At 66.0% G+C, this 25,463-nt stretch carries 27 protein-coding genes; 14 read left to right on the forward strand and 13 right to left on the reverse strand.

What is annotated here, in order from left to right; translation table 11 throughout:
• Positions 1 to 9 precede the first annotated feature (9 nt).
• From JYG32_RS32315 to JYG32_RS32340, 6 genes are all read left to right on the forward strand, one after another.
• Positions 10 to 945, forward strand: coding sequence for a substrate-binding domain-containing protein (locus JYG32_RS32315; RefSeq protein ID WP_174381935.1), 936 nt, complete (start codon positions 10 to 12; stop codon positions 943 to 945).
• Positions 946 to 1,007: 62 nt separating this feature from the next.
• Positions 1,008 to 2,528: a sugar ABC transporter ATP-binding protein gene (locus JYG32_RS32320; protein ID WP_213266320.1), complete on the forward strand. Its 1,521-nt coding sequence runs from the start codon at positions 1,008 to 1,010 to the stop codon at positions 2,526 to 2,528.
• Positions 2,515 to 3,531: an ABC transporter permease gene (locus JYG32_RS32325; protein WP_213266321.1), complete on the forward strand. Its 1,017-nt coding sequence runs from the start codon at positions 2,515 to 2,517 to the stop codon at positions 3,529 to 3,531. Before JYG32_RS32320 ends, JYG32_RS32325 begins: the two co-directional genes overlap by 14 nt.
• A gap of 46 nt (positions 3,532 to 3,577) precedes the next feature.
• Positions 3,578 to 4,666, forward strand: coding sequence for an alcohol dehydrogenase catalytic domain-containing protein (locus tag JYG32_RS32330; protein WP_213266322.1), 1,089 nt, complete (start codon positions 3,578 to 3,580; stop codon positions 4,664 to 4,666).
• Between the two features lie 29 nt (positions 4,667 to 4,695).
• On the forward strand, positions 4,696 to 6,243 hold the full coding sequence (locus JYG32_RS32335; protein WP_213266323.1) for an FGGY-family carbohydrate kinase: 1,548 nt from the start codon (positions 4,696 to 4,698) through the stop codon (positions 6,241 to 6,243).
• Positions 6,240 to 6,998: an SDR family oxidoreductase gene (locus JYG32_RS32340; RefSeq protein WP_213266324.1), complete on the forward strand. Its 759-nt coding sequence runs from the start codon at positions 6,240 to 6,242 to the stop codon at positions 6,996 to 6,998. Before JYG32_RS32335 ends, JYG32_RS32340 begins: the two co-directional genes overlap by 4 nt.
• Positions 6,999 to 7,086: 88 nt before the next feature.
• On the opposite strand, the gene JYG32_RS32345 is transcribed toward JYG32_RS32340, so the two are convergent.
• From JYG32_RS32345 to JYG32_RS32370, 6 genes are all read right to left on the reverse strand, one after another.
• Positions 7,087 to 7,359: a hypothetical protein gene (locus JYG32_RS32345; RefSeq protein WP_213267537.1), complete on the reverse strand. Its 273-nt coding sequence runs from the start codon at positions 7,357 to 7,359 to the stop codon at positions 7,087 to 7,089.
• A 71-nt stretch (positions 7,360 to 7,430) separates the two neighbouring features.
• Positions 7,431 to 8,015, reverse strand: a complete 585-nt coding sequence (locus JYG32_RS32350; protein ID WP_174381941.1) for a nucleotidyltransferase family protein — start codon at positions 8,013 to 8,015, stop codon at positions 7,431 to 7,433.
• A gap of 197 nt (positions 8,016 to 8,212) precedes the next feature.
• On the reverse strand, positions 8,213 to 8,755 hold the full coding sequence (locus JYG32_RS32355) for a M15 family metallopeptidase (protein WP_249744802.1): 543 nt from the start codon (positions 8,753 to 8,755) through the stop codon (positions 8,213 to 8,215).
• Between the two features lie 209 nt (positions 8,756 to 8,964).
• Positions 8,965 to 9,360 carry a type II toxin-antitoxin system VapC family toxin gene (locus JYG32_RS32360; protein WP_174381956.1) on the reverse strand — a complete coding sequence of 132 codons (396 nt, stop codon included), beginning with the start codon at positions 9,358 to 9,360 and terminating at the stop codon, positions 8,965 to 8,967.
• A complete protein-coding gene (locus JYG32_RS32365) occupies positions 9,357 to 9,596 on the reverse strand; it encodes a type II toxin-antitoxin system Phd/YefM family antitoxin (protein ID WP_174381943.1) in 240 nt (79 codons plus the stop codon). The genes JYG32_RS32360 and JYG32_RS32365 overlap by 4 nt, the downstream gene beginning before the upstream one ends.
• Positions 9,597 to 9,786: 190 nt before the next feature.
• A complete protein-coding gene (locus JYG32_RS32370) occupies positions 9,787 to 10,716 on the reverse strand; it encodes an AraC family transcriptional regulator (protein ID WP_249744803.1) in 930 nt (309 codons plus the stop codon).
• A gap of 130 nt (positions 10,717 to 10,846) precedes the next feature.
• Between JYG32_RS32370 and JYG32_RS32375 the strand changes: the two genes are divergently transcribed.
• The 5 genes from JYG32_RS32375 (at position 10,847) to JYG32_RS32395 (ending at position 15,957) form a co-directional block, all read left to right on the forward strand.
• A complete protein-coding gene (locus JYG32_RS32375; protein ID WP_213266325.1) occupies positions 10,847 to 12,310 on the forward strand; it encodes a flavin-containing monooxygenase in 1,464 nt (487 codons plus the stop codon).
• Positions 12,311 to 12,330: 20 nt separating this feature from the next.
• A complete protein-coding gene (locus JYG32_RS32380) occupies positions 12,331 to 13,275 on the forward strand; it encodes an alpha/beta hydrolase (protein ID WP_213266326.1) in 945 nt (314 codons plus the stop codon).
• A gap of 112 nt (positions 13,276 to 13,387) precedes the next feature.
• Positions 13,388 to 14,362: an SDR family NAD(P)-dependent oxidoreductase gene (locus JYG32_RS32385; protein WP_213266327.1), complete on the forward strand. Its 975-nt coding sequence runs from the start codon at positions 13,388 to 13,390 to the stop codon at positions 14,360 to 14,362.
• 100 nt (positions 14,363 to 14,462) lie between these two features.
• A complete protein-coding gene (locus JYG32_RS32390) occupies positions 14,463 to 15,458 on the forward strand; it encodes an NADP-dependent oxidoreductase (RefSeq protein WP_174381947.1) in 996 nt (331 codons plus the stop codon).
• Between the two features lie 76 nt (positions 15,459 to 15,534).
• Complete coding sequence (locus JYG32_RS32395) at positions 15,535 to 15,957, forward strand: amino acid-binding protein (RefSeq protein ID WP_174381948.1); 423 nt, start codon at positions 15,535 to 15,537, stop codon at positions 15,955 to 15,957.
• A gap of 81 nt (positions 15,958 to 16,038) precedes the next feature.
• Here JYG32_RS32395 and JYG32_RS32400 read toward each other — a convergent pair whose 3' ends face one another.
• From JYG32_RS32400 to JYG32_RS32410, 3 genes are read right to left on the reverse strand one after another with little or no spacing between them, the layout of a single operon-like run.
• On the reverse strand, positions 16,039 to 16,722 hold the full coding sequence (locus tag JYG32_RS32400) for a Fe2+-dependent dioxygenase (protein WP_213266328.1): 684 nt from the start codon (positions 16,720 to 16,722) through the stop codon (positions 16,039 to 16,041).
• A complete protein-coding gene (locus JYG32_RS32405) occupies positions 16,719 to 17,474 on the reverse strand; it encodes a tetratricopeptide repeat protein (RefSeq protein ID WP_213266329.1) in 756 nt (251 codons plus the stop codon). The genes JYG32_RS32400 and JYG32_RS32405 overlap by 4 nt, the downstream gene beginning before the upstream one ends.
• Positions 17,475 to 17,477: 3 nt before the next feature.
• Positions 17,478 to 19,721 carry a TonB-dependent receptor gene (locus JYG32_RS32410; protein WP_213266330.1) on the reverse strand — a complete coding sequence of 748 codons (2,244 nt, stop codon included), beginning with the start codon at positions 19,719 to 19,721 and terminating at the stop codon, positions 17,478 to 17,480.
• Positions 19,722 to 20,033: 312 nt separating this feature from the next.
• On the opposite strand from JYG32_RS32410, the gene JYG32_RS32415 reads away from it, so the two are divergent.
• Together JYG32_RS32415 and JYG32_RS32420 are read left to right on the forward strand one after the other, a co-directional pair.
• Positions 20,034 to 20,273: a FitA-like ribbon-helix-helix domain-containing protein gene (locus JYG32_RS32415; protein WP_174381958.1), complete on the forward strand. Its 240-nt coding sequence runs from the start codon at positions 20,034 to 20,036 to the stop codon at positions 20,271 to 20,273.
• Positions 20,270 to 20,689: a type II toxin-antitoxin system VapC family toxin gene (locus tag JYG32_RS32420; protein ID WP_213266331.1), complete on the forward strand. Its 420-nt coding sequence runs from the start codon at positions 20,270 to 20,272 to the stop codon at positions 20,687 to 20,689. The genes JYG32_RS32415 and JYG32_RS32420 overlap by 4 nt, the downstream gene beginning before the upstream one ends.
• A gap of 131 nt (positions 20,690 to 20,820) precedes the next feature.
• On the opposite strand, the gene JYG32_RS32425 is transcribed toward JYG32_RS32420, so the two are convergent.
• Positions 20,821 to 22,116, reverse strand: a complete 1,296-nt coding sequence (locus tag JYG32_RS32425; protein WP_047902815.1) for an aspartate carbamoyltransferase — start codon at positions 22,114 to 22,116, stop codon at positions 20,821 to 20,823.
• A gap of 233 nt (positions 22,117 to 22,349) precedes the next feature.
• On the opposite strand from JYG32_RS32425, the gene JYG32_RS32430 reads away from it, so the two are divergent.
• On the forward strand, positions 22,350 to 22,484 hold the full coding sequence (locus tag JYG32_RS32430) for an entericidin A/B family lipoprotein (protein WP_009688930.1): 135 nt from the start codon (positions 22,350 to 22,352) through the stop codon (positions 22,482 to 22,484).
• Between the two features lie 99 nt (positions 22,485 to 22,583).
• Here JYG32_RS32430 and JYG32_RS32435 read toward each other — a convergent pair whose 3' ends face one another.
• From JYG32_RS32435 to JYG32_RS32445, 3 genes are all read right to left on the reverse strand, one after another.
• Positions 22,584 to 23,156, reverse strand: a complete 573-nt coding sequence (locus tag JYG32_RS32435; protein WP_213266332.1) for a permease — start codon at positions 23,154 to 23,156, stop codon at positions 22,584 to 22,586.
• Positions 23,157 to 23,355: 199 nt separating this feature from the next.
• On the reverse strand, positions 23,356 to 24,324 hold the full coding sequence (locus JYG32_RS32440) for a DMT family transporter (protein WP_213266333.1): 969 nt from the start codon (positions 24,322 to 24,324) through the stop codon (positions 23,356 to 23,358).
• A gap of 282 nt (positions 24,325 to 24,606) precedes the next feature.
• Positions 24,607 to 25,401 (reverse strand): AraC family transcriptional regulator, encoded by a 795-nt coding sequence (locus tag JYG32_RS32445; protein ID WP_213266334.1) that lies wholly within the window; start codon positions 25,399 to 25,401, stop codon positions 24,607 to 24,609.
• Positions 25,402 to 25,463: the final 62 nt, after the last annotated feature.

The following is a 25,463-nucleotide window of genomic DNA, read 5'->3' on the forward strand; positions in this document are numbered from 1 at the left end:
GACACCGTCATGACGCACGCATCGCCCGCTTCATCACTCAGCCGCGCCGCCCGGATGGCAGCCCTCGCCGCGCTCGCGGCCTTGCTGCCCGCCGCCGCGCATGCCGCGCCGCTGCGGATCGGCATGACGTTCCAGGAACTGAACAACCCGTATTTCGTGACGATGCAGAAGGCGCTGAACGATGCGGCCGCAACGATCGGCGCGCAGGTCGTCGTCACCGACGCGCATCACGACGTCAGCAAGCAGGTGAGCGACGTCGAGGACATGCTGCAGAAGAAGATCGACATCCTGCTCGTGAACCCGACCGATTCGACCGGGATCCAGTCGGCAATCACGCAGGCGAAGAAGGCCGGCGCGGTGGTCGTCGCCGTCGATGCGAATGCGAACGGGCCGGTCGATTCGTTCGTCGGCTCGAAGAATTACGACGCGGGCGTGATGTCCTGCGAATACCTCGCGAAGGCGATCGGCGGCAGCGGCGAGGTCGCGATCCTCGACGGCATTCCGGTCGTGCCGATCCTCGAACGCGTGCGCGGCTGCAAGGCCGGGCTCGCGAAATTCCCGAACGTGAAACTCGTCGATACGCAGAACGGCAAGCAGGAGCGCGCGACCGCGCTGTCGGTGACCGAAAACATGATCTCCGCGCATCCGAACCTGAAGGGCATCTTCAGCGTGAACGACGGCGGCTCGATGGGCGCGCTCGCCGCGATCGAGGGTTCCGGCAAGGACATCAGGCTGACGAGCGTCGACGGCGCGCCCGAGGCGATCGCCGCGATCCAGAAGCCGAACTCGAAGTTCATCGAGACGACCGCGCAGTTCCCGGCCGACCAGGTGCGCATCGCGCTCGGCATCGCGATCGCGCGCAAGTGGGGCGCGACGGTGCCGAAGGCGATCCCGGTCGACGTGAAGGTCGTCGATCGCAGCAACGCGAAGGGCTTCAGCTGGTGAACGGCGTGCGATGCGACGCGAAGGGCGGCGGCATGGCCGGTGCCCTTCGCACGGAGAAGCCGATGGAAACAGTACTCAGGCTCAGCCACATCACGAAAAGCTTTCCGGGCGTGAAGGCGCTGTCCGACATTCATCTGGAAATCGCGCGCGGCGAGATCCACGCGCTGCTCGGCGAGAACGGCGCGGGCAAGTCGACGCTGATGAAGATTCTGTGCGGCATCCATCAACCGGATGCCGGCACGATCGAGATCGACGGCACCGCGCGCCGTTTCGCGACCTATCACGAGGCGGTCGCGGCGGGCGTCGGCATCGTGTTCCAGGAGTTCAGCCTGATCCCGCACCTGGACGCCGTCGACAACCTGTTCCTCGGCCGCGAGCTGCGCAACCGCTGGGGCGCGCGCGACCGGACGCGGATGCGTCGCGCGGCGGCCGCGATCTTCGCGCGGCTCGGCGTGTCGATCGATCTCGATGCGCCGATCCGTACGCTGTCGGTCGCGCAGCAGCAGTTCGTCGAGATCGGCAAGGCGCTGTCGCTCGACGCGCGCATCCTGATCCTCGACGAACCGACCGCCACGCTCACGCCGGCCGAGGCCGAACACCTGTTCGCGATCATGCGCGAGCTGAAGCGGCAGGGCGTCGCGATGATCTTCATCTCGCATCACCTCGACGAGATCTTCGCGGTGTGCGACCGCATCACGGTGCTGCGCGACGGCCAGTACGTCGCGACGACCGACGTCGCGCGCACGGACGTCGAACAGCTCGTGCGGATGATGGTCGGCCGCCGCATCGAGAACAGCTTTCCGCCGAAGCCCGCACTGCCGGCCGACGCGCCGGCCGTGCTCGAAGTCGATGCGCTGCAGATCGAGCGCGGCGGCCCGGTGAACCGCTTCGCGCTGCGGGCCGGCGAGATCCTCGGCTTCGCCGGGCTCGTCGGCTCGGGCCGCACGGAAACCGTGCTCGCGGTGATCGGCGCGACGCGCGCGCACCGCAAGGACGTGCGCGTGCGCGGTGCGGCGGCGAAGCTCGGCGACCCGGCCGACGCGCTGCGCGCGGGCATCGGCATCCTGCCGGAAAGCCGCAAGACGGAAGGGCTCGTCACGTCGTTCTCGATCCGCGACAACATCTCGCTGAACAACCTCGGCAAGTACCGGTCGATGCGCTGGCTGATCGACCGCCGCGCCGAGGCGCGCACGACGCACGACGTGATGCGGCGCGTCGGCGTGAAGGCGCCGTCGATCCATACCGAAGTCGCGACGCTGTCCGGCGGCAACCAGCAGAAGGTCGTGATCGCGCGCTGGCTGAACCATCACACGTCCGTGCTGATCTTCGACGAGCCGACGCGCGGCATCGACGTCGGCGCGAAAGCCGAAATCTACGGGCTGATGCGCGAACTCACCGCGCGCGGCTACGCCATCATCATGATCTCGTCCGAGCTGCCGGAAATCGTCGGCATGTGCGATCGCGTCGCCGTGTTCCGGCAGGGCCGCATCGAGGCGACGCTCGAAGGCGACGAGATCGATCCCGACACGGTCATGACCCATGCCACGGCCGGCACGCGAGGAGCGACCCATGAACCTGCCTGATTCTTCTTCCACGCCTTCCACGCCTTCCACGACGCTCGCGGCTGCCGCCGGCGATGCGCCGCCGCCACGCGCGATGTGGGCGCAGTTGCGGCGCTCGACGCTGTTCTATCCGCTCGTCGGCCTCGTCGTCGTGTGTATCGCGATGATGATCGCGAGCCCGAGCTTCCTGTCCGCCGCGAACCTCGAGAACGTGCTGCGCCAGGTGTCGATCAACGCGATCATCGCGGTCGGCATGACCTGCGTGATCCTGACGGGCGGGATCGACCTGTCGGTCGGTTCGGTGATGGCGCTGTCGGGCACGCTTGCGGCCGGGCTGATGGTCGCGGGCGTCAACGCGGTCGCCGCGCTCGCGATCGGCATCGCGGTCGGCTTCGGGTTCGGCTTCCTGAACGGCGTGTTCGTCGCGTTCGCGGGGATGCCGCCGATCATCGTCACGCTCGCGACGATGGGCATCGCGCGCGGCCTCGCGCAGATCTACACGGGCGGTTATCCGATCGACGGGCTGCCCGACTGGGTCGCGTTCTTCGGCAGCGGCAAGGTGCTCGGCGTCCAGGCGCCCGTGCTGATCATGCTGGTGGTCTACGCGATCGCGTGGCTGCTGCTCGAGCGCATGCCGTTCGGCCGCTACGTGTATGCGATCGGCGGCAACGAGCAGGCGACGCGGCTCACCGGCGTGCGCGTCGCGCGCGTGAAACTGATCGTCTACACGCTGGCCGGGCTCACGTCGGCGCTCGCCGCGATCGTGCTGACCGGGCGGCTGATGAGCGGGCAGCCGAACGCGGGCGTGGGCTTCGAGCTCGACGCGATCGCGGCCGTCGTGATGGGCGGCACGTCGATCTCCGGCGGGCGCGGCGCGATCCTCGGCACGCTGGTCGGCGCGCTGCTGCTCGGCGTGCTCAACAACGGGCTGAACATGATCGGCGTGAACCCGTATGTGCAGAACGTGATCAAGGGCGGCATCATCCTGCTCGCGATTTATATCAGCCGCGAACGGTCGCGGTAACGTGCGATCGATCAGATATCCGAATCATCAACGAAAGAGACAACTCATGACGACACCCGAAGCCCAGCCGCGGATGACCGCGGTCGTCTGCCACGGCCCGGAGGACTATCGTGTCGAACAGGTCGCGAAGCCGCGCCCCGGCACGAACGAACTCGTGATCCGCATCGCCGCATGCGGGATCTGCGCGAGCGACTGCAAGTGCTATACGGGCGCGAAGATGTTCTGGGGCGGCCCGAACCCGTGGGTGAAGGCGCCCGTGATTCCCGGCCATGAATTCTTCGGCCATGTCGAAGCGCTCGGCGACGGTGCGGCCGGGCATTTCGGCGTGGCGTTGGGCGATCGCGTGATCGCCGAGCAGATCGTGCCGTGCGGCAAGTGCCGCTATTGCAGGTCGGGCCAGTACTGGATGTGCGAGGTGCACAACATCTTCGGCTTCCAGCGCGAGGTCGCCGACGGCGGGATGGCCGAATACATGCGTATTCCGCCGACTGCGATCGTCCACAAGATCCCGCTCGGCGTATCGCTCGAAGATGCCGCGATCATCGAGCCGCTGTCGTGCGCGATCCATACGGTGAACCGCGGCGACGTCCAGCTCGACGACGTCGTCGTGATCGCGGGCGCGGGCCCGCTCGGGCTGATGATGACGCAGGTCGCGCACCTGAAGACGCCGAAGCAACTCGTCGTGATCGACCTGATCGACGAACGCCTCGAACTCGCGCGACAGTATGGCGCCGACGTGACGATCAACCCGCAGCGCGACGACGCGCGCGAGATCGTCCGCGCGCTGACCGACGGCTACGGCTGCGACGTGTATATCGAGACGACCGGCGCGCCGGTCGGCGTGAGCCAGGGGCTCGACCTGATCCGCAAGCTCGGCCGTTTCGTCGAATTCAGTGTGTTCGGCGAGGATGCGACCGTCGACTGGTCGATCATCGGCGATCGCAAGGAGCTCGACGTGCGCGGCGCGCACCTTGGGCCATACTGCTATCCGGTCGCGATCGACCTGCTCGCGCGCGGGCTCGTCACGTCGAAAGGCATCGTCACGCACGGTTTCGCGCTCGAGGATTGGGACGACGCGATCCGCGTCGCGAAATCGCCCGAATCGATCAAGGTGCTGCTGAAGCCGGCCCGCTGACGGCCGGCGTGCGCCTCCCCGGAGACATCATGGAATACGTCATAGGCGTCGACATCGGTACGCAGAGCACCAAGGCACTGCTCGTCGACCGGCACGGCACGATCGTCGCGCGGCGTTCGGCCGGCTACCAGCCCGATACGCCGCGCCCGCTGTGGGCCGAGCAATGGCCGCAGGTGTGGTTCGACGCGGTGCTCGAATGCATCGCGGGCTGCATGAGCGATGCGCGCGCGCAGGGCGTGCCGGCCGATGCGATCCGCGCGGTGTGCGTGAGCAGCCTGTACGGCGGCTCGGGCATTCCGGTCGACAGCGACATTCGGCCGCTCCATCCATGCCTGATCTGGATGGACCGGCGCGCGACCGCGCAAGTCGACTGGGTAAATGAAAACGTGAACGTCGAGCGGCTGCGCGTGATCACGGGCAACGGCGTCGACAGCTACTACGGCTTCACGAAGATGCTGTGGCTGCGCGATCAGCGGCCGGACGTGTGGGCGAACGTGCGTTATTTCCTGCCGCCGAACGCGTACGTGATCTACCTGCTGACCGGCGAAGTCGCGGTCGATCACAGTTCGGCCGGCAACATCGGCGGCGTGTACGACGTCGCGCGCCGCGAGTGGTCCGACGACGCGCTCGACATGCTCGGCATTCCGGCGACGATGATGCCCGAGCGGCTCGTCGATTCGACGGAGATCGTCGGCGGGTTGCTGTCGCAATGGACCGAGCAGCTCGGGCTGCCGGCCGGCACGCCCGTCGTCGCGGGCGGCGTCGATGCGGCCGTCGCGACCTTCGCGGCCGGCGCGACGCGTACCGGGCAGCATGTCGCGATGATCGGCACCAGCATGTGCTGGGGCTACGTGAACCGGCATGTCGATGCGCGGCACGGGCTCGTCAGCATGCCGCACGTGTTCAACGGTCACCGCGACCTGTACGTGTTCGGCGGTGCGATCACGGCCGGCGCATCGGTCGCGTGGTTTCGCGACCAGTTCTGTCATGCGGAAATCGATGCGGCGCGCCTGCTGCCGCACGGCGATCCGCACGTGCTGCTCGAGGAAGCGGCCGAACGCGTGCCGGCCGGTGCCGACGGCGTGCTGTTCCTGCCGTACCTGATGGGCGAGCGCAGTCCGGTGTGGGATGCGAAGGCGAGCGGCGCATTCGTCGGGCTGAGTCTTGCGCATACGTGGGCGCATCTTTATCGCGCGGTGCTCGAAGGCGTCGCGTTCGCGTTGCGGCACAACATCGAGGCCGGCCGTCGCGGGGCGGTGGCGCTGGACGACCGGCTGATCGTCGTCGGCGGTGCCGCGCATTCGGCGTTGTGGATGCAGATCATCGCGGACGTGACGGGCTTTCCGGTGTGGACGATCGAGCAGGACGTCGAAGCCGCGATGGGTGCCGCGCTGCTCGCGGGTGTCGGGGCAGGGCTCGTGTCGCACGACGACGCGCAGGGCGGATGGGTCACGCTCGTCGAGCGCGCGCGACCCGATGCCGAACGCGCGCAAGCGTATGCGGCGCGCTTCGCGCTCTATACGGCGCTGTATCCGGCGCTCAAGCCGATCATGCACGACCTGCACACACCATCATGAACGCACGATTCGATTTCAGCGGTTCGCGGGTGCTCGTCACGGGTGCATCGAGCGGGATCGGGCGCGCGTGCGCGGTCGCACTGGCGAATGCGGGCGCGCGGGTTGTCGCGGCGGGGCGCGACATGGCCGCGCTCGATGCGCTTGCCGGCGAGACTGTATGCGATACGTTGCGCATCGATGTCGGCGGCGACGAACACGCGCTCGATGCCGCGCTGGCCGCGCACGACGCGTTCGATGGCCTCGTCAATTGTGCGGGGATCGCGTCGCTCGAACCGGCGCTCGAGGTCAGCGCCGGGCATTTCGATCGCGCGATGGCCGTCAATGCGCGCGGCGCGGCGCTCGTCGCGAGGGCCGTTGCGCGGAAGATGATCGCGCGTGACGGACGCGGCGCCGCGCATGCGCGGGGCAGCATCGTCAACGTATCGAGCCAGGCCGCGCTCGTCGGCTTGCCCGCGCATCTGAGCTATTGCGCGTCGAAGGCGGCGATGGACGCGATCACGCGCGTGCTGTGCATCGAACTCGGGCCGCACGGCATTCGTGTGAACAGCGTGAACCCGACCGTGACGCTCACGCCGATGGCACAGTTCGCGTGGAGCGAACCGGAGAAGCGCGCGCCGATGCTGGCGGCGATTCCGCTCGGGCGATTTGCGGAGCCGGACGAGATCGTCGAGCCGATCCTGTTTTTGCTGAGCGATGCGGCGTCGATGATCAGCGGCGTGTCGTTGCCGATCGACGGCGGGTATACGGCGCGATAGGCCGCGTCATGCGGCGACGGGCTGCCGGCTGCCATCGACCGCACATGACGGGAAATAGGGGCGAATGTGCGGAGCGGCCGGCGCGCAACTAAACCGGGTCTTTGCTCGGTGGTCCGTCCGGTTGTTGCGGATTGTCGTGGTGATGACCCGGTGGCGGCGACAGCGGGTCGTCTTCCGGATCGCGGTTCGGGTCGGCCGGTGGCTCGGGCGTCGGGGTCGTGTGATCGGTCATGGAGAGCTCGCGCAATGCGTGACGGCGGCGGCGCGGTGGGCGCGCCTCGTCTTCGTTATAGGCAATCGGGCGCGCGTTTGCAGCGGGATTCTTGCGGCGGGGTGTCTGGCGCTGCCGAAATTCGTGCATTGACGACTATCGCGCGGGATTCTGCGACGCGGGAGCGGGGCGATGCGTCGCCGGGGCCCGCGCGATCGCGGTCAGCGCAAATCCGTGGGCGTATCGACGTCGCGCAGGATGCCGGGATCGTCGACGTCGAGCAGTTTCACCGCCGCGCTGGCGAACAGCGCGCGGGCGCCCGTGTCGCCGTCGAGGGCGGCGAGCGCATCGAAATGGTGCGCGGCGAAGCCGACCGGATGGCCGCGCACGCCGCGATGCGCGGGCGCGACGATCGACGCATCGTCGGCGTCGAGCGCACGCGTGACGGCTTCGTAGGTCGATGGTGCGATCCACGGCATGTCGCCGAGCGCGACGAGCCAGCCGTTCGCTTCGGGGGTCGTGCGCACGCCGGCCGCGAGGCTCGCGCCCATGCCGCGCAACGCGTCGGGAGCGTAGACGACCTGGCATCCGGCTTCGTTCAGCAGAATCGCGAGTTTTTCGGCGCCGGGACGCACGACGGCGATCACGTCGGCCGTGGCCGCCGCGAGATGGCGGGCGGCCGCGACCGCGACCGGCGTGCCGTCGGGCAGCAGCGCGAGCAGCTTGCTGTGCAGGCCGCTCGGGTCGAAGCGTTGACCGAGACCGCCGGCGAGCAGGACGCCGGTGGCGAGTGACGCATAGGACATCGGCGCGGGGGAGTGAGACAGGTGCCGCGATTGTGCGGGAGCGGGCGGGGATCGGCAAGTGAGGATGTTACCGAGTCGTGCCCGTCAGATCGGAAAGACGTTCATCGCGCACCTTCGTCGAGCATGTTTTCCTCGACGGGGCCGTAAATCGCGTGCGATTCCCGCTGCATGACGGCCCAATAGCGGTCGCCGAACGATCAGTGCCACCATTCCGACGGGTAATTCGTGAAGCCGGCGCCGGTCATCGCGGCGATCAGTACGTGGCGGTTGCGCGTCGCCGGTCGGCTGATGAATGCGTTGTGCGTGTAGCACGCGCCGGACGATTCCTGGTCGGTGGCGTTCATGATGCTGCCCATGTCGGCTTCGATGCCGTGCGCCGATCTCAGCGTGAGATCGACGGCGGCGCCGGTCGGATGCGCGGCGACTTCCGGCGGCGCGATGTAGCGGCTCGCCAGTTCGTACAGCGTATCGTCGGACGGCAGCGGATTCAGCGTGCCGCGCAGTTCGGCGAGATGGTCGGCGAAGTATTCGCGCTGAAGTGCGAGCGGGCGATAACCTTCCTTGATGTACAGGCGCAGGCCGGCGGGGAGCGTGTGCGCGGCGGCAACCAGTCGTTCGGCGACACCGCGGCGCACCTTCAGGAAATGCGGGCTCGTGTTCGAAACGACGCTGCGCGACAGGTCGACGGCGATGCGTTCATCGAATGCGGCGAGATCGACAAACCCTTCGTGCGATTCCATCAGGGCGATCGACCGGACAACGGGATCGGAGAGCGGTATCACGATAGCGAGCGGCGTGGCGCGACGACGGTTGCGGGCCGTGAGCCGGCCGCCCGGGATGCGTGCTCTGTCGCAGGTGGCCGATCCCGGGCGTTTTGGTCAGACGAATCGCCAATATGCCAGAGTCCGGCGGAGGATGTGTCGTGGTTTGGCTTGCGGGCGGGCGATGCTTACCAGAGCGTCTTCACGTGCGCGTAAGCGCGGATTTTTTCGTCGCGGGTGACGAGCGGTGCGCCGAGCCGCCGCGCGGTGGCGACGATCATCCGGTCGGCCGGATCCTTGTGAAACGTGCCGGGCAGCGCGGTGGATTTCGCGGCGATGTCGGCATCGACGGGCACGAAGCGCATGCCGTCGATCTGCGCGACGGTGGCGAGCCACGCGTCGACATCCATCGTCAGTGCGAGGCGGTCGTTGCGCACCAGCATCGCAATCTCCCACGCGGAGATCGCGGATGCGGCGAGCGCGCCTTCGCCCCGCGCGCGGTCGATCGCGCTTCGCGCTTTTCTGCTGAGCGACGGATCGCCCGCTACCCACCACACCAATGCATGCGTATCCAGCACGATCACCGCGACGCCTCCCAATCATCTTCCGCAATCGGATCGAGAGGATTGTCGTAGCGCATGACCGAGCCGCGCAATATGTCCAACGGCTGAGCCTCGCGTGCGTGATACGGCCGGATCTCGAGCGTCGGCTTGCCGTGATCGGTGACGATCAGGCTTTCGCCCGACGCCTCGACCAGCCGGAAATATTCGAGTGCGCGAGCCTTGAACTCGGATTTCGAAACGGGATCGTGCGGCATCATGATATGAGCATGGTCATTTGACGATGGTCATTTTATGGCGCACCCGAGCATGACGCAAGCGGGTGAGTGCATGCCGGACGTGTCTGGCAGCACGCGCACCGCACGACCGGATCATGCTACGCGTCCGCCCACTTCCTCGACAGGTGGCGATCAATCCGCGTCTTGCTTGCGCCGTGCTTCGAAAGCCTGATTAGCTCGAACGTGCAGCGTTGATCTTGCTGTCCCGATAGTCTCTGGGCGAGCATTTCATGATGCGCTTGAAGGCATTGCTGAAAGCGCTGTCGGATTCGTAACCGACGGCCTGAGCGATCGAGGAAATCGTGAGGTGCTGGTTTCTCAGGGACCGGGTCGCCAGTTGTATGCGCCAACGCAGGACGTATTCCAGCGGCGAAAAGCCCGCTATCTGCTTGAAACGCAACGCCAGTGTCGAGCGCGAGACGCCCGCCACTTCGGCCAGGGCCTCGACCGTCCAGCGTCTGGCCGGGCTGGTGTGAATCGCTTGAATGGCGGCGCCGATGCGCGGCTCGGACAGCGCCGAGAGCCAACCCGGTGTAGTGGCGCCTTCCTGCGCCAGGTAAATGCGCAGCACCTGCACCAGCATGATGTGGCCCAGATGCTGGACCATCAGTGCGCCGCCCGGAGACGGGGCGGCGAGTTCGTGCGCCAACCGCTGCAACGCCCAGCGCAATACGGAGGCCTGATCCGACTCGCTCTTGATCACCGCTACCGGCGGCAGGCTGTCGAACAGAAGCCCGGCTTCGTCGCCGAAGGCGAAGCGCCCGCCGACCAGAAAGCAGTCGTCGTTGCTGCCGCAGTGCGCCACGCCGTTCACGGCATGACGATAGAGTTCATCGGCATCGAGCGCCGGCAGCGCAAGATCGCTGCCGATCAAGACGGGGCGCGCGCGGGAGAGCAGGAAACAGTCGCCTGCCTCCAACTGTAGCGGTTCCGCTTCTCCTTCCACGGCCAGCCAGCATGTTCCCCGTACAAGCACGTTGAACTTGACGCCTTCCGGCGCTGGAAAGCGCACGGCCCAGTCGCCACCTGCCTGCAGTCCACCGAAAAAGGAGCTTTGGTTACTCAGCAAGGAAAGGACTTCCGATAGTGGGTCGATGTTCATTTTCGGATGATCTCGATAGAAATTAGGATGTCCTTGCATTCACAATTTTCAGTATACCCACGACAATTCCGATCGAGTGCTGCAGTTGTGTGCTGCCGGCAAGGACTCGAACCATCGGAGACGTGGCCACATGGGAGAACATTTTGATGTACTTATCATTGGTGCGGGAATCTCGGGCATAGATGCGGCCTATCACTTGTGCCAACGGTGTCCGGGGCGGAGTTTTCTGATACTGGATGCGATGGACGGATTCGGCGGCACGTGGCGGACGCATCGCTACCCGGGGGCGCGATCCGATAGCGATCTGTTCACCTACGGATATTCGTTCAAACCCTGGCGGGGGTCGTCCATTGCGACTGCCGGCGAGATCCGCAATTACCTCGGGGAGGTCATCGAGGAAAACGATCTTGGTCGACATATCCGTTACGGGCATCGGGTGGCGACGGCGAGCTGGTCGACCGACGACAGCCGTTGGACCGTCGAGGCGATCCGCCTGGACACCGGCGAGACATTGCGATTGACGGCCGGTTTTCTGTGGCAATGCCAAGGCTACTACCGTCATCGGCAAGGGCATGTGCCGGACTGGTCGGGGCTGGAGAGCTTCCGAGGGACAGTCGTTCACCCGCAGAACTGGCCTGAAGATCTGGACTGGAAGGGGAAACGAATCGTCGTGATCGGTTCGGGCGCCACGGCGGCGACGCTGATTCCGGCGTTGGCGGAGGAGGCGCAACACGTCACGCTGTTGCAGCGATCGCCCACGTTTTTTGTCGTCGAGCCGGCGGAACACGCGTTGGCCGCGCCGCTGCGTGCGCTGGATATTCCCGAAGCGTGGACGTACGAGATCCTGCGTAGGGCCTATATCGCCCAGAATCTCGAACTCAACAGAATGTCGCTGGAGCAACCCGAGGATTTGCGCAAGCAATTGCTGGATGCGATCCGCGCGCACCTTCCCGACGATTTCGACGTCGAAAAGCACTTCAGTCCTCGCTACAAGCCGCAGCAGCAGCGGCTGGCCTTCGTTCCCGGCGGGGATTTCTTCGTGCCCGTGCGCGACGGCAAGGCTTCCGTCGTGACGGACACGATCGAGTGCTTCGACGAAAAGGGGATCGTGCTGTCCTCGGGGGAATATCTCGAGGCCGATATCGTGGTGACGGCGACGGGTTTCGATCTGTGTCTGTTCGGCGACGTGTCCTTCAGCCTCGACGGAAAACCGGTGGACTTCACCGGGCACGTCACCTACCGGGGATTGATGATCAATGACGTACCGAACATGGCGTACACCCTCGGCTATCTGCGCACGAGCTGGACCATGCGCGCGGACATGGTGAGCGCGTTTGTCTGTCGGTTGCTCGGGTACATGGACGAGCGGGGGGCGAAGACGGTTGTTCCGGTGCTGCGGCCCCAGGAACGGCGCATGCCCCGTCTGCCGTTCTGCAATCCGGACAATTTCAATCCGGGTTACATCATGCGCGCCCAGCACATCATGTATCGGCAAGGTGACCACGCGCCCTGGCAGAGTCTGCGCGAATATGCCGAAGAGCGCCACGAGCTTCCTGCGGCGACGCTGGACGACGGCATTCTGGTTTATCGCTGAATCGGGTATAGGGAGATCAAATGCTTGTCGATCCACCTATCGCTGCCTTCCTGGATGCACTGGAGAAGTCCGGCGAAAAGAAACTGTACGAAGGCACGCCCGAAGAAGCGCGGGCCAGCTACCGTACCCTGGCGGCCGGCCTGCATCCGCCGGGGACGACGATTTCCGTCGGCAGCGTCGAAAACATCGTCGTTGACGGTGCCTTGGGGGAATTGCCTGCCCGCGTCTACCGTCCTGAGGGGAACGGACCATGTCCCACCACCGCGTTTTTCCACGGCGGTGGCTGGGTGATCGGCGATCTGGATACGCACGACAACGTCTGCCGGGCGATTTGTCGGGAGAGCCGGGTCGTCGTCGTTTCGGTGGCGTATCGACTCGCACCCGAGCATCCGTTTCCGGCCGCGGTCGACGACGCTGTCGCCGCGACGCAGTGGGTCGTCGACCATGCGCCCGATCTCGGCGGCAACGCGCTCGTGGCAGTCGCAGGAGACAGCGCGGGAGGCAATCTGTCGGCGGTGGTCGCTCACGCTTTCCGTGCGGATGGAGTCGAATTGGCCGGCCAGCTCTTGATCTATCCCGCTACGGATCTACCGGGCACACGGCATCTTTCCTGGCAGCAGAATGCGACGGGATATCTTCTCGACAGGCCGTTGATCGAATGGTTTCTTCACCACTATTCGGGTGGAAGACAGCGCCTCGATGACCCTCGCATCACGCCCATTCATGCCGGCACTTTCTCCGGGCTACCTCCGGCCGTCATCGTGACCGCGCAATTCGATCCGTTGCGAGACGTCGGCCTGGCCTATGCAGAGGCGTTGAGTGCCGGGCGCGTGCCGGTCCATGTCGAGCCGGGCCAGGGATTGATACATGGCTTTTTCGAGATGGGGCAGTTGTCGCCGGCAGCCCAACGCGCGATCGAACGGAGTTGCAGGCGATTCGGCGAAGTGATTCGGGCAGCGCGGTGAACCGGTATGTGCAATCGATTGGAAGGGTCTCGACAGACGATCGGAAACGCTTGCATTCGCAACGAATCGTCTCCTCGATCCGACAGGGTGTTCCTATACGTGAGGGTGTTTGATGGAAACGATACAAAAACCGATCTATTCGGGTTTCGGTGCAGCGTCGACGGCAGCGGAGGTGCTCAACGGGCTCGATCTGTCCGGCGTCACCGCCCTCGTGACGGGCGGGCATTCCGGGCTCGGCCTGGAAACGACGCGGGCCCTGGCCGGCGCCGGTGCGCGGGTGATCGTTGCGGCACGCGATCCGCGCGCGGCCGAGCACGCGGTGGCCGACATCGGGAGGAATGTCGAAATCTGGGCACTGGATCTCGGGGACCTCGCGAGCGTTCGACACTTTACGGAAGGTTTTCTTTCAACCGGCAGGCACCTGGACATCCTGATCGGCAACGCCGGCGTGATGGCTTGCCCGGAAACCCGCGTGGGTCCGGGCTGGGAAGCGCAGTTCGCAATCAACCATCTGGGACACTACGTGTTGGTGAACTTGCTGTTGCCGGTGCTGGAAGGGGGCGCGCGGGTCGTCATGGTGTCCTCGCTGGGCCATCACGTTTCGGGTATTCGCTGGGACGACGTGCAGTTTACGCGTGGGTACGACAAATGGCTGGCCTACGGTCAATCGAAAACCGCTGCCGCGCTATTTGCTGTCCATCTGGACAAGCTGGGCCGGCAGAACGGAGTGCGGGCATTCTCGCTTCATCCCGGCATGATCCCCACCCCGCTGCAGCGCCATGTTTCGAGGGCGGAGATGATTGCGCTGGGATGGATGGATAACGAAGGCAATCCAGCCCATCCGGAAGCACTCAAGACGCCTGGGCAGGGTGCCGCGACTCAGGTATGGGCCGCGACCTCTCCGATGCTGGCAGGGTATGGCGGCGTGTACTGCGAAGACTGTGATATTGCGCGCCTCTGGACGAGCGTGACCAAGGAGCACTCCGCGGGAGTGAAGCCGTATGCGATCGATCCGGCGGAAGCCGAACGCCTTTGGGCACTATCGGCGAAGCTTACGGGTATCGATGCGTTCGCTGGAAGGTCGTAACGAGGTTCGATCGGAGGCGCCCCCTGCATGCATGGTTTCCGGCTTAGGGTCGATCCCGACTCGACGACGGATAAGACAGATCCAAGATCAGGTGAAAGTCATGAGCAATCGTCAAATCCTGCTAGCCGAGATTCCCCGGGAAAGGCTCGGTCCCGAGCACTTCGCTATCCGGGAGGCAGACAGACCGCGTCCGGCAGACGGGGAAGTGCTGCTCCGCACCTTGTACATATCGCTCGATGCGGCCAGCAGGGCATGGATGCAAGGTGCGACTTATCGTGCCGGCCTTCAAGCCGGCGACGTCATGGCTGGCATGGCACTGGCCGAAGTCGTGGAATCGCGATCCGCGCAACTTGCGGTCGGCGACCTGGTGTTCGCCGAAACAGGGTGGCAAGTCCTGGCAGCGGTACCCGCCCGGAATCTCACCCGATTACCCAGAATCGAACCGCTTACGCATTTGGTGAGCGTCTATGGTGTTCCTGGATTGACGGCTTATTTCGGCATGCTGGAATGCGGTCGACTGGAAGCCGGCCAAACGGTCGTGATTTCGGCCGCGGCCGGAGCGGTCGGGTCCATCGCAGGGCAAATCGCCGGAATCAAAGGGTGTCGAACGGTAGGCATCGCGGGTGGTGCCGTCAAGTGCGATCTGGTGACTCGCGAATTCGGTTTCGATGCGTCGCTCGACTATAAGGCGGGCAATATTGCCGATCGCCTGCGCACGGCATGTCCGGACGGCATCGACGTGTACTTCGACAACACCGGAGGCGACATCCTGGAAGCAAGCTTGTTCAACATGGCGCGCTACGGTCGCATCGTGTGTTGCGGCGCCGTTTCGCATTACGACGGGAGTGCACCCGGCGCCGGTCCGCAAGGGGTGCCCGGGCTGGTGATCATCAAGAGTTTGACGTTGCAGGGGTTCCTCTTGGCGGATTACCTCGATCGGCACACGCAGGCAATCGCTGAACTCCAGGGCTGGGTCGAATCCGGCCAGCTCGTGATACGCGAGGATGTGCTCGATGGTTTCGAGCGCCTGCCGGAGGCGCTGGTCGGTTTGCTGAGGGGCGAGAACGTCGGCAAGCGGATGGTCAAGGTCGCATGACCGAACGGCGCCTTGCTTGCGTGCTTGCCGTGATCTAGATTTTTTCTATCCGGGTTCTCAGGCGGGAGGGACTGCCATGGAACTGAGCGTAGAACGTGTCGATGTCTGGGCGGCGACCATCGAGGACAAGCCGGGCGGCCTCGCGGCAGTATTAAGCGCTCTGCGGACTGCCGGCGCAGACTTGCAGTTCATCGTCGCACGCCGCACATCGGAGGCGCCGGGCAAGGGCGTCGTGTTTGTCGCGCCACTGCAGGGAGACGCGGTGATTCGCGCGGCCACGCAGGTGGGGTTCAGCGTCACCCCGAGCGTTCATTCCGTCCGCGTAATGGGTCTGGATCAAATGGGCATCATCGGGCAACTGACCCAGATGCTCGCGGACGGCGCGATCAATCTCCGTGGCGTCTCGGCCGCCGTGCTGGGTTCCCAGTTCATTGCCTATTTCGCGGTCGATTCGCTGGACGATGCAGACAAGGCGATCGATATCCTGCAGCGGGCATAAGGCGGCTGCGTTGGACGGTGGACGGGCCGTGGCCGGAAGGGGGCATGCGTTTCGGCACGTTGCGGGGCCCCGCCACATGGCTCAGGTATCCGCCCACCGTCTCAGCAGGTTGTGATAGATCCCGGTGAGCGCGATCACGCCCGGGTCGTGCGCACCTTTGTCCGCAGAGAGCTGCTGAATCTGCGTATCGAGCTGGAACAGCAGCGTGCGATCGGCATCGTCGCGCACCATGCTCTGGATCCAGAAGAACGAAGCGACGCGCTCGCCGCGCGTAACGGGCGTCACGTGATGCAGGCTCGACGCCGGATACAGCACGAGATCGCCGGCCGGCAGCTTGGCGCGATGCACGCCGTACGTATCTTCCACGCACAGCTCGCCGCCGTCGTATGTATCGGGTTCCTCGAGAAACAACGTCGCCGACAGATCGCTGCGCACGCGGAAATCCGTGCCGCGCAGCAGCCGGATCGCATTGTCGACGTGCGTGCCGAACGTCTCGCCGCCTTCATAGCGGTTGAACAGCGGCGGAAACACCTTGAGCGGCAGCGCCGCCGAAAAGAACAGCGGATTGCGCGCGAGCGCATCCTGGATCGCGTCGCCGACCGCGCGCGCATCCGGCGAGCCTTCCGGCAATTGCCGGTTGCGCTTGGCAAGCGCCGACTGCGCGCCGGACGTCGCGTTGCCGTCGACCCATTCGGCCGCATCGAGCAGGTCGCGGCATTGCGCGACCTGCGTCTTGGTCAATACGCCGGGGATATGAAGCATCATGTTGCGGATTCCATTGCGTGCGGCGGCAGTTGCATGGCCGCCGAGCGAAAGGCGTCGACCGGCGACGACGCGAGATACGCGCGCATCTTCGCGATGAACGCGGGCGTCGCGGTGGCCGGCACGCGCGCGAGCCAGACGAGCGCCTCGTCGATGTGCCCGCGCTCGGCGAGCAGCCGCGCAAAGTTGAACTGGCCGCGGAAGTCGCCGGCAACGGCCGCGCGGCGATAGTGGTCGAATGCGGCGTCGGTGTCGACGGACACGACCCAGCCGTCCTCGTAGAAGCCGCCGATCAGGTTGATCGATTTCGCATGGCCGAGCGCGGCCGCGCGGCGGAACCAGCCGAGCGCGTCGGCGCGGTTCTCGTCGACGCCGTTGCCGAGCGCGAGCGCCGTTGCGTAGTTGTACATGCCCCAGTCGAGCCCCTCCTGCGCGGCGAGCCGGTACCAGTACACGGCGACCGGCGCGCACGCGGCCGTGCCCCAGCCGAACTCGTAGCAGCGGCCGAGCATGTTCATGGCCATCGGATGACCGGCCCGCGCGGCGTGCCCGAACCAGTTGAACGCGGCAGCCGGATCGCGCGCAACGCCGTGCCCGTCGAGCAGGTACTGCCCGTAGACGGCCTGCGCATCGACGATGCCGTTGTCGGCCGCCGCCGCGACCCACGCGGCGGCGCGCTCGGGCGGCCCGGCCAGGATGTCGGCGAACTCGCGCGGCGATACCGACGCGAGCGCCTTCAGCGATACAGCCTCCATCGATCAGTAGCGCGCGTTCAGCGTGACGAACGCCGAGCGGCCCGGTGCGATCGACGCGTAGTGCGCCGGATACGCCTGGTCGAAGTACGTGCGGTTGAACAGGTTGTTCACGTTGAGCTGCAGGTCGAGCTTCTTGTTGATCCGGTACTGCGCCATTGCATCGAAGCGCCAGTACGACGGCACGGCGCGCAGGTTCGCGGGATCGCCGAATACTTCCGACATGTAGAACGCACCGCCGCCGACCGTGAACTTCGGCGTCACGTCGTAGTTCGACCACATCGTGAAGCTGTGCTTCGGCGTGTTCGGGAAGCGGTTGCCGTCGTTCGCGCTGTCCTTGCCGTTGTCGCGCAGCGCGCTCTTCATGTACGTGTAGCCGCCGAACACCTGCCACTGCTTCGTGATCTGCCCGGCGACGCCGAGCTCGAGACCCTGTACGCGCTTGTTGCCGACCATCGCGTACTGGTTGTTCGGCAGCGTCACGCGCGCGTTCGTCGTGTCGATCTGGAACAGCGCGGCGGTCAGCGACAGCTTGTCGTGCAGCACGTTCCACTTCGTGCCGAGCTCGATGCTGCGGTTCTTCTCGGGAGACAGCTGATCGGCGTTTGGACCGACGCCGCCGCGGCCCGGCGTGAGCGACTGCGTTTCGCTGCCTTCGCCGAGCAACATGCCGGCCGGCGTCGACGACGTTGCATACGACGCGTAGATGCTGCCGTTCTGCGCGGGCTTGAACACGAGGCCGGCCTGCCAGTTCACGAGCGTGTCGTCGCGTGTATAGGTCTTGCCGCCGTTGGCCTTCGTGTCGGTGAAGCGGGTCGAGTAGTCGTCGACGCGCACGCCTGCATTGACCTGCCAGCGCGGCGTGATCTCGATCGTGTCGAAGCCGTAGATCGACTTCGTCGTGGTGCGCGCATGCGCGTAGTCGTTGTTGCGCGTGATCGAGCCGGCCCATGGATCGTTCGGGTTCGGCGACCACAGGCTCGTGCAGTTGTAGCCCGACGCCGCGCCGATGCCCTTCTGGCAGATCTTGCCGTTATCCGTCGCGACGTTGTACGTGTCGCGCTTGCCCCATTCGCGCGTCAGCTCGATGCCGGTCGTGAAGCTGTGCTTGAACGGGCCGGTGCGGAATTCGCCGAACAGCTCGGTCAGGTTCGCGAGGCTGTTGATCGAGCTGGCGCGGTTGTTGTTGCGGCGCCAGACCTTGCCGTTCACCACGTTGCCCTGGCTGTCGTCCGGCTGCGTCCAGATGTAGTCCTGCGTCGATTCCGTGTAGCGCGTGGTGTTGCGGATCGTCAGCGACGACGTGATGTCGTGCTCGATCTTGATCGTGCTGATGTCCGACGTGGTCTTGCGGAAATCGCGGTCGATCAGCCCGTAGAAGTTGTGGCGATCGACGGGCGCCGGATAGATCGTGCCGACGTTCGCGGGCTTGTTCGACGTCGTATAGAAGTACGGGATGCCGCCGTCCGGCATGTCGTCGGTCGACAGGTGGTAGTAACTCGCGGTCACGCGTGTCGGCGTACCGAGGCCGAATGCGATCGACGGTGCGACGCCCCAGCGCTCGTTGTTCACGGCGTCGCGGCCGGCGACGTCGTTGTTGTGGCTCATCAGGTTCAGGCGGAATGCGGCGTGATCGGCGAACTGCCAGTTGCCGTCGGCGGTGAAGCGGCGATAGCGGTCGGTGCCGAGGCCCGCGCTTGCGCTGGCCGTCGTGCCGAGGTGCGGGGCTTTCGTGATCAGGTTGATGCTGCCGCCGGCGCCGCCGCGGCCGCCGTATGCGCCGTCGGAACCCTTGGTGATCTCGACGCGTTCGGTGTTGAAGATCTCGCGCGTCGTGGCGCCGGTGTCGCGCATGCCGTCGACGAACATGCTGCCCTGCGTGTCGTAGCCGCGGATGAACGGACGGTCGCCGAGCGGGTTGCCGCCTTCGCCGGCGCCGAACGTGATGCCGGGCACGGTGCGCAGCGCCTCGGTCAGCGTCGACGCGCCGCTGTTCCGGATCAGTTCCTGCGGGATCACGGTGACGGACTTCGGCGTGTCGACGAGCGGCGCGGTGAATTTCGCGGAAGCGGAAAAGTCGGCCTTGTAGCTGTGCTCGGTCTTGCCCTGGATCTCGATCGGCGCGAGATGGCCTTCGGTGCTGGCCGGGGCCGAAGGCGGCGTGCCGTCGGCGAATGCGGGGCTTGCGGCAAGCACGCTGCACAGGGTGGTGAATTTACCGAGCTTCAGCTCGTCGGGACGGGATTTCATGGTGCGCTTCGACCTCGCGATGTGGCCCCGGGGGCGGTGCGCTACGGAAATGTGCATGCCACCGGGAATTATTACGATTTGTTTTCAGACGGCATTCTATGTAATTTCTTGTTAAATGAGAAGCATTCTTGTTCGTGTTTGTAAGGGAATTGTTGACGAATGTTGCGGGGTGGGTGGAGCGGGGAGGATTGGCCAAATGGCCAGATGTGACGGGCTCGTCGGGCCGGTTAGAGTGGCTGTGTCGTGGTTCACTCGGTATGACAGCAAGATGCTAATATGACTGCATTGCAAGCAATATCAGTGAGGCGCATCATGCCGGTGATCACCGTTCGAAATTTGCCCGATGAAGTGCATCGCGCACTTCGGATTCGCGCGGCCCAGCACGGGCGCAGCACCGAAGCCGAGGTACGTGACATTCTGGAACAGGCTGTCCTGCCAGGTGGGCGGCTCAAGCTGGGAACGTTGCTGGCGGAAATCGGGCGGGAGGCTGGGGGAGTCGATTTCGACGCTCGGCGCGACAAGACGTCAACCGATCCGATGAGCTTCGAATGATCCTTGTCGATACGAACGTCATTTCCGAACCGCTGCGACGCGAGCCGAGCGCGGCCGTGATCGAGTGGCTCGACGCCCAGAACATCGAGACACTATTTCTTGCCGCGATCAGTCTCGCGGAGATGCGATTCGGCGTGGCGATATTGCCGGAAGGGCGAAGGCGCGAGTGGCTGCATCAAAGCATCGAACAGCGTGTCGTGCCGCTGTTTCGAGGCCGGATCCTGCCGTTCGACGACGCAGCGAGCAATGCGTACGCGAGCATTCGAGCGCGGGCCCGTGTCACTGGAAGCGCGATCGCGCCTGTCGATGGTTTTATCGCCGCCACGGCCGAGGCGAACGGCCTGATCGTGGCCACGCGCGACGTCGCACCGTTCGAGGCGATGGGGCTTCGCGTGATCGATCCGTGGGGGCGGTAGAGCCCGGTTGCCGGCATCCATCACCTGCGCCGAAATTGAAAACGCGCCGTGTTATGCGGCGCGTTCTGCGTCAGGCATGCGCGCCCGGCCCGTGAAGCGATGGCGGGCGGGCGCGAGACCTCCGGTGCGGCTCAATCGACCCCGTGAAACACCGCATCCTCCGGCCCGAGGTATGCGGGCGGGCGCCACGTCGCGTCGCGCATCGAATGCTGGACGAGATTCTCGACACCGAGCAGCACCGCGAAGATCGCCATCCGCACCGGAATGCCGTTGTCGGTCTGGCGGAAGATCGCGAGGCGCGGGTCGCGGTTCAGGTCGACCGACAGGTCGTTCGCGCCGGGCCGGCTGTCGCGCGGCAGCGGGTGCATGATCAGCGTGTCGGGCTTGCAGACCGAGTCGACGAGCGCCTGGTTGATCTGGAAATCCGGCGTATAGCCTTCGAACGATTCGTCGGTGAAGCGCTCTTTCTGGATCCGCGTCGCGTAGACGACGTCCGCGCCGCGCAGCCCGGCCGCGAGGTCGGTCGTCTGCTCGATCACATGGCCGTTCGTCGAGATCTGGTCGATGATGTAGGCCGGCATCTCGAGCATCGGCGGCGACACGAGCGTGAACTTGAGCCCGCGGTACAGCGCGAGCAGCTTGACGAGCGAGTGCACGGTGCGGCCGTACTTGAGATCGCCGACCAGCGCGATGTGCGCGCCGTCGACGATCTTGCCGAGCCTCGAGAACTCGCGCTGGATCGTATAGAGATCGAGCAGCGCCTGGCTCGGGTGCTCGCCGGGGCCGTCGCCGCCGTTGATCACGGGCAGGTTGGTCGCACGCGCGAACTCGGCCACCGAGCCTTTCTCCGGATGGCGGATCACGAGCGCGTCGACGTAGCCGGCCATCACGCGGCTCGTGTCGTAGATCGATTCGCCCTTGGCCATCGACGAGAACGTGAAGCCCGTCGTGTCGCACACCGAGCCGCCGAGCCGGCAGAACGCCGCGCCGAACGACACGCGCGTGCGCGTGCTGGCCTCGAAGAACAGGTTGCCGAGCACGGCGCCTTCCAGCACGCGCGAGATCTTGTGGCGCCGCGCGATCGGCTGCATCACGTCGGCCACGCGGAACAGCGCCTCGACCGATTCCCGCGAGAACTGGTCGACCGACAGCAACTGCGGCTTGCCTTCGAACAGGAACTGCTTTGCGAGCCCCTGATTATCTACGCTTTGCGTATAGGCCCCGCCTTCCGGTGCCGAACGCTCGACGATTTCCGAGACGAAGCGCTCGACGATCTCGGGCATCCCGCGCGATTCCTGCGAATCGTCGGGCAGCAGCCAGGTATCCAGCGCACGCCGGCTGACGCCGATGCGATTGGCGAACGCTTCGCGGGTCATGTTGAGGCGGCGCATCGCGTCGCGGAGGAAGGCTTGTTGCGGAACGGTCATCGGCGGCTCCTGACGGAAAATATACGCGGTGCGTATATTAGTTCCTGGCGCAGTGAAGTCAAGGAAAATCTGCGCGACCGGACTGTGCGGCGCGCATCACACTCGACGGGTTCGTACTGGCGCTCGGCGAACGTCTCCGTATAATCTGGTCAGGCCCCGTGCCCTGCATCGGCAGGGCACCATGCCGCAAACGATTCGCCCGGTCGGGCTTGTTGATTCGAAGGAGAATGAGAATGACGCGTACGATTGCTGCAATGTTGCTGGTGGTGACCGCCGCGCTCGCCGGTTGCAATACGGTCGCCGGCATGGGCCAGGACATTTCGAAGGGCGGCCAGGCGATCAGCGATACGGCTGAAAAGGCCAAGTAAGCCGACCGGTTTCGGAATGCAGAAGGCGCCGGGCCGTTCCGCGATTGCGGGGCGGCCCGGCGCCTTTTTTTGGACGGCGTGGCGTTGACGCCGGTGGCGTCAGGCGTGTTCCACGAACGCGTAGCGGCCTTCGACCTTGCGCGGCGTGAACCAGCCGTAGTCGGGGAACATCCGGTTGCGCACGAACCACACGTAGCCCACCAGCACCAGCGTGACCGCGAGGCTCGGCAGCGCAGTCGACGGATCGCGTCCGAGCTCGGCGATGGTCTTCGGCAACTGCAGCAGCGACAGCAGGATGAACGCGTGGTACGCGCCGACGCGATGAGTCGCGAAGCCCCAGATGAACAGCAGCGACAGCGGCACGGTCAGCGCGAGGAACACCACGACGAGGCCGTTGCCGAGCGCGCCCGACGCGCCAAGGTCGCCGGCGGCGGCGGAGAAGTAATACGCGAGCATGAGGCTGATCGCCAGTTGGAGGGTGCCGAGCGCGATCAGGATCCAGGTGTGCACCTTGTTCTTGCGACAGCGTTCCGGATCGGGGCGCGACGCGATCAGGCCTGCGATCACGTGATCCTTGAGCCCTTGCCCGGACAGCTCGGCCAGCACGTCGGCTTTCCTCGTTCCCGCGGACAGCAGCACCGCGATTCTTGTTTTGGCTTCCTTCCTGTTCATTGCGTGGCGGATTGTTGTTGGACGGTTGTCAAAGGTTCCGGCCACGCGAATATTGCATCTTGCGCGGTGGCGTGCAACGGTTTTGCGGCGCGCGGACACATTCCTACAGCCGCCGGCGGCGTCGCGCGAACGCGGGAATCGCCGGCTATGTGGCGGGAACAGGCGGCCTGCGTTTCTTCAACAACGCGATGAGCGCGAATCAGTCGGCGGCGGTTTGCGCCGACGGCGCGGAACCGGCCGGCTGTACCGGTTTCGCCGGCTGCGCATCGCGTGCGCGAGCGGGCGGTGCGCGCCGCCGCGTCGCGCCGACGAGCATGCCCGCGACGACGAGCGCGATGCCGGCGACACGCGTGCCGGTCAGCGTCTCGCCGAACAGTGCGATCGCGAACAGCACGGCCGAGACCGGCGCGACCGCCGTGAACAGCGCGGCCTCGGTGCCGCTCGTGCGCGCGGAGCCCGCATACCAGCACAGGTAGCCGAGCACGGTCGGCACCAGTGCGTAGTAGGCGATCGCCGACACGGCGCCAGCGGTCCAGCCGTTTGCCACCGCGCACCACTCGAACGCGGCCGGCACGAGGGCGAGCACGAAGCCGAGGCCCGACATCGCGGTGGACAGCGCGAGCGGCGGAAACGGTGCGGCAAGCCGCCGGTTGAGCAGGATGAAGACGGCTTCGCATGCGACGGCAGCCAGCACCAGCGCATCGCCGGCCAGCGTCTGGAGCGACGGCATCGTCTGGCCCGGCGCGAACGTGACGAACAGCACGCCGGCCGTGGCGAGCGCGGCGGCCACCCAGTCGCGCGGCGTCTGCCGCTCGCGCAGCACGACGGCCGCGATCAGCGTCGACATCGCCGGCAGCGTGCCCAGCATTACGCCCGCATCGAGCGGCGACGACAGCTTCGTGCCGCTGATCAGCAGCACCGTATAGCCGACGCCGCCCGCCGCGGCTTGGATGACGAGCAGCACGGCGTCGCGCGTGGAGATGCGCGGCCAGCGCATTCGCTGCGCACGCATCAGCGCGAACAGCAGCGGTGTCGCGATCAGGAAGCGCAGCGCCGTGGCCGCGAACGGCGGCAGGCCGCCGGCCGCGAGACGGCTCGCGATGACGGTGCTGCCGACGCCCGCCATCGCGGCGGCGAGGTAGAGATAGCCAATCAGTCGTGTCTTCATGCGCCGCATCGTCGCGTACGGCGGCGGTGTGCGTCTTGAACGAAATTGCAGCGGGCGCGAGGGCGCGGCGAGTGCGGTGCGCGGGGCTTCGCGTGCCTGCGACGGCGGCAGCCGCAGCCGCAGCCGCAGCCGCAGTCGCAGTCGCAGTCGCAGTCGCAGTCGCAGTCGCGGTCGCAGTCGCAGTCGCAGCCGCAGCCGCAGTCGCAGCCGCAGCCGCAGCGCCAGTCGCCGCTGTCGACGCGGGAATCGCCTTCGATGGCGTTGCGCGGGGCGACGGCGGCGTCAACCGGCCTGCGTGAACCGCCCCGGCGTGATCCCGAACTGGCGCGCGAATGCGCGCGTCAGGTGGCTCTGATCGGCGAAACCGGCTTCGGCCGCGGCATCTGCGATCGGCAGGCCGCTGGCGAGCAACGCACGCGCCAGCCGCGCGCGCGACTGGATCAGGTAGGCGTGGGGTGTGATGCCGAGTTCGCGCGCAAACCCGCGCAACAACTGGAAGCGGCTCACGCCGCTCAGGCCGGCCAGTTCGGCGAGCGAAACGCGGGCGGCCGGCGCCGCGTCGAGCCGTTCTCGGGCGACACGGATCGCCGGCGCGACGCCGGCCGCCGGCAGCGTGCGGTTCGCGTGCCGGGCGAGCAACCCGGCGACGAGCATCACGAGCGCCTCGTCGCGGGCGAGCGGCTGGGTTTCCCCGGCGACGATGCGCGCATGCAACCGGCCGACGGCGGCCGTGAGCCGCGCATCGCGCACCGCCGGATGCGCAAGCTCGACGCCGCCGAGGCCTTCTTCCGCCGCGACGCCCGCAACCAGCGCGGGCGCGAGGTACAGCATCCGCCAGCGCCGGCCCGTGCCGGCATCGATCGGCGAGCCGTCGTGCATTTCGCCCGGGTTGACCATGATCGCGTCGCCGGCCAGCGCGTCGACCTGCCCGCGGCCGCTCCACGAGCGGTGCGCACCGCTGACGATCACACCGACTCCGAATTCGTCATGCGAGTGGCGCGGAAACGCGCGGTCGGATTCGAGGCTGATCGCCTCGATGCCTTCGGCAGTCCGTCGGTAGTGGGTGACGCGGTGCATGTGCGCTCCTCGCGCCGGGTGCGGCGCGGATGACGTGAACTTTAGCGCGTTCCGGCGCCGCG

It is taken from the genome of Burkholderia pyrrocinia (genome assembly GCF_018417535.1).
In the GTDB taxonomy this organism is placed as follows: Bacteria; Pseudomonadota; Gammaproteobacteria; order Burkholderiales; family Burkholderiaceae; genus Burkholderia; species Burkholderia pyrrocinia_E.

Bases quoted from the DNA above. Each gene is read 5' to 3' on its own strand.
- JYG32_RS32315 (WP_174381935.1), top strand. From the start codon at position 10: ATGACGCACGCATCGCCCGCTTCATCACTCAGCCGCGCCGCCCGGATG.
- JYG32_RS32320 (WP_213266320.1), top strand. From the start codon at position 1,008: ATGGAAACAGTACTCAGGCTCAGCCACATCACGAAAAGCTTTCCGGGC.
- JYG32_RS32325 (WP_213266321.1), top strand. From the start codon at position 2,515: ATGAACCTGCCTGATTCTTCTTCCACGCCTTCCACGCCTTCCACGACG.
- JYG32_RS32330 (WP_213266322.1), top strand. From the start codon at position 3,578: ATGACGACACCCGAAGCCCAGCCGCGGATGACCGCGGTCGTCTGCCAC.
- JYG32_RS32335 (WP_213266323.1), top strand. From the start codon at position 4,696: ATGGAATACGTCATAGGCGTCGACATCGGTACGCAGAGCACCAAGGCA.
- JYG32_RS32340 (WP_213266324.1), top strand. From the start codon at position 6,240: ATGAACGCACGATTCGATTTCAGCGGTTCGCGGGTGCTCGTCACGGGT.
- JYG32_RS32345 (WP_213267537.1), bottom strand. From the start codon at position 7,359: ATGCACGAATTTCGGCAGCGCCAGACACCCCGCCGCAAGAATCCCGCT.
- JYG32_RS32350 (WP_174381941.1), bottom strand. From the start codon at position 8,015: ATGTCCTATGCGTCACTCGCCACCGGCGTCCTGCTCGCCGGCGGTCTC.
- JYG32_RS32355 (WP_249744802.1), bottom strand. From the start codon at position 8,755: ATGGAATCGCACGAAGGGTTTGTCGATCTCGCCGCATTCGATGAACGC.
- JYG32_RS32365 (WP_174381943.1), bottom strand. From the start codon at position 9,596: ATGATGCCGCACGATCCCGTTTCGAAATCCGAGTTCAAGGCTCGCGCA.
- JYG32_RS32370 (WP_249744803.1), bottom strand. From the start codon at position 10,716: ATGAACATCGACCCACTATCGGAAGTCCTTTCCTTGCTGAGTAACCAA.
- JYG32_RS32375 (WP_213266325.1), top strand. From the start codon at position 10,847: ATGGGAGAACATTTTGATGTACTTATCATTGGTGCGGGAATCTCGGGC.
- JYG32_RS32380 (WP_213266326.1), top strand. From the start codon at position 12,331: ATGCTTGTCGATCCACCTATCGCTGCCTTCCTGGATGCACTGGAGAAG.
- JYG32_RS32385 (WP_213266327.1), top strand. From the start codon at position 13,388: ATGGAAACGATACAAAAACCGATCTATTCGGGTTTCGGTGCAGCGTCG.
- JYG32_RS32390 (WP_174381947.1), top strand. From the start codon at position 14,463: ATGAGCAATCGTCAAATCCTGCTAGCCGAGATTCCCCGGGAAAGGCTC.
- JYG32_RS32395 (WP_174381948.1), top strand. From the start codon at position 15,535: ATGGAACTGAGCGTAGAACGTGTCGATGTCTGGGCGGCGACCATCGAG.
- JYG32_RS32400 (WP_213266328.1), bottom strand. From the start codon at position 16,722: ATGATGCTTCATATCCCCGGCGTATTGACCAAGACGCAGGTCGCGCAA.
- JYG32_RS32405 (WP_213266329.1), bottom strand. From the start codon at position 17,474: ATGGAGGCTGTATCGCTGAAGGCGCTCGCGTCGGTATCGCCGCGCGAG.
- JYG32_RS32410 (WP_213266330.1), bottom strand. From the start codon at position 19,721: ATGAAATCCCGTCCCGACGAGCTGAAGCTCGGTAAATTCACCACCCTG.
- JYG32_RS32415 (WP_174381958.1), top strand. From the start codon at position 20,034: ATGCCGGTGATCACCGTTCGAAATTTGCCCGATGAAGTGCATCGCGCA.
- JYG32_RS32420 (WP_213266331.1), top strand. From the start codon at position 20,270: ATGATCCTTGTCGATACGAACGTCATTTCCGAACCGCTGCGACGCGAG.
- JYG32_RS32425 (WP_047902815.1), bottom strand. From the start codon at position 22,116: ATGACCGTTCCGCAACAAGCCTTCCTCCGCGACGCGATGCGCCGCCTC.
- JYG32_RS32430 (WP_009688930.1), top strand. From the start codon at position 22,350: ATGACGCGTACGATTGCTGCAATGTTGCTGGTGGTGACCGCCGCGCTC.
- JYG32_RS32435 (WP_213266332.1), bottom strand. From the start codon at position 23,156: ATGAACAGGAAGGAAGCCAAAACAAGAATCGCGGTGCTGCTGTCCGCG.
- JYG32_RS32440 (WP_213266333.1), bottom strand. From the start codon at position 24,324: ATGAAGACACGACTGATTGGCTATCTCTACCTCGCCGCCGCGATGGCG.
- JYG32_RS32445 (WP_213266334.1), bottom strand. From the start codon at position 25,401: ATGCACCGCGTCACCCACTACCGACGGACTGCCGAAGGCATCGAGGCG.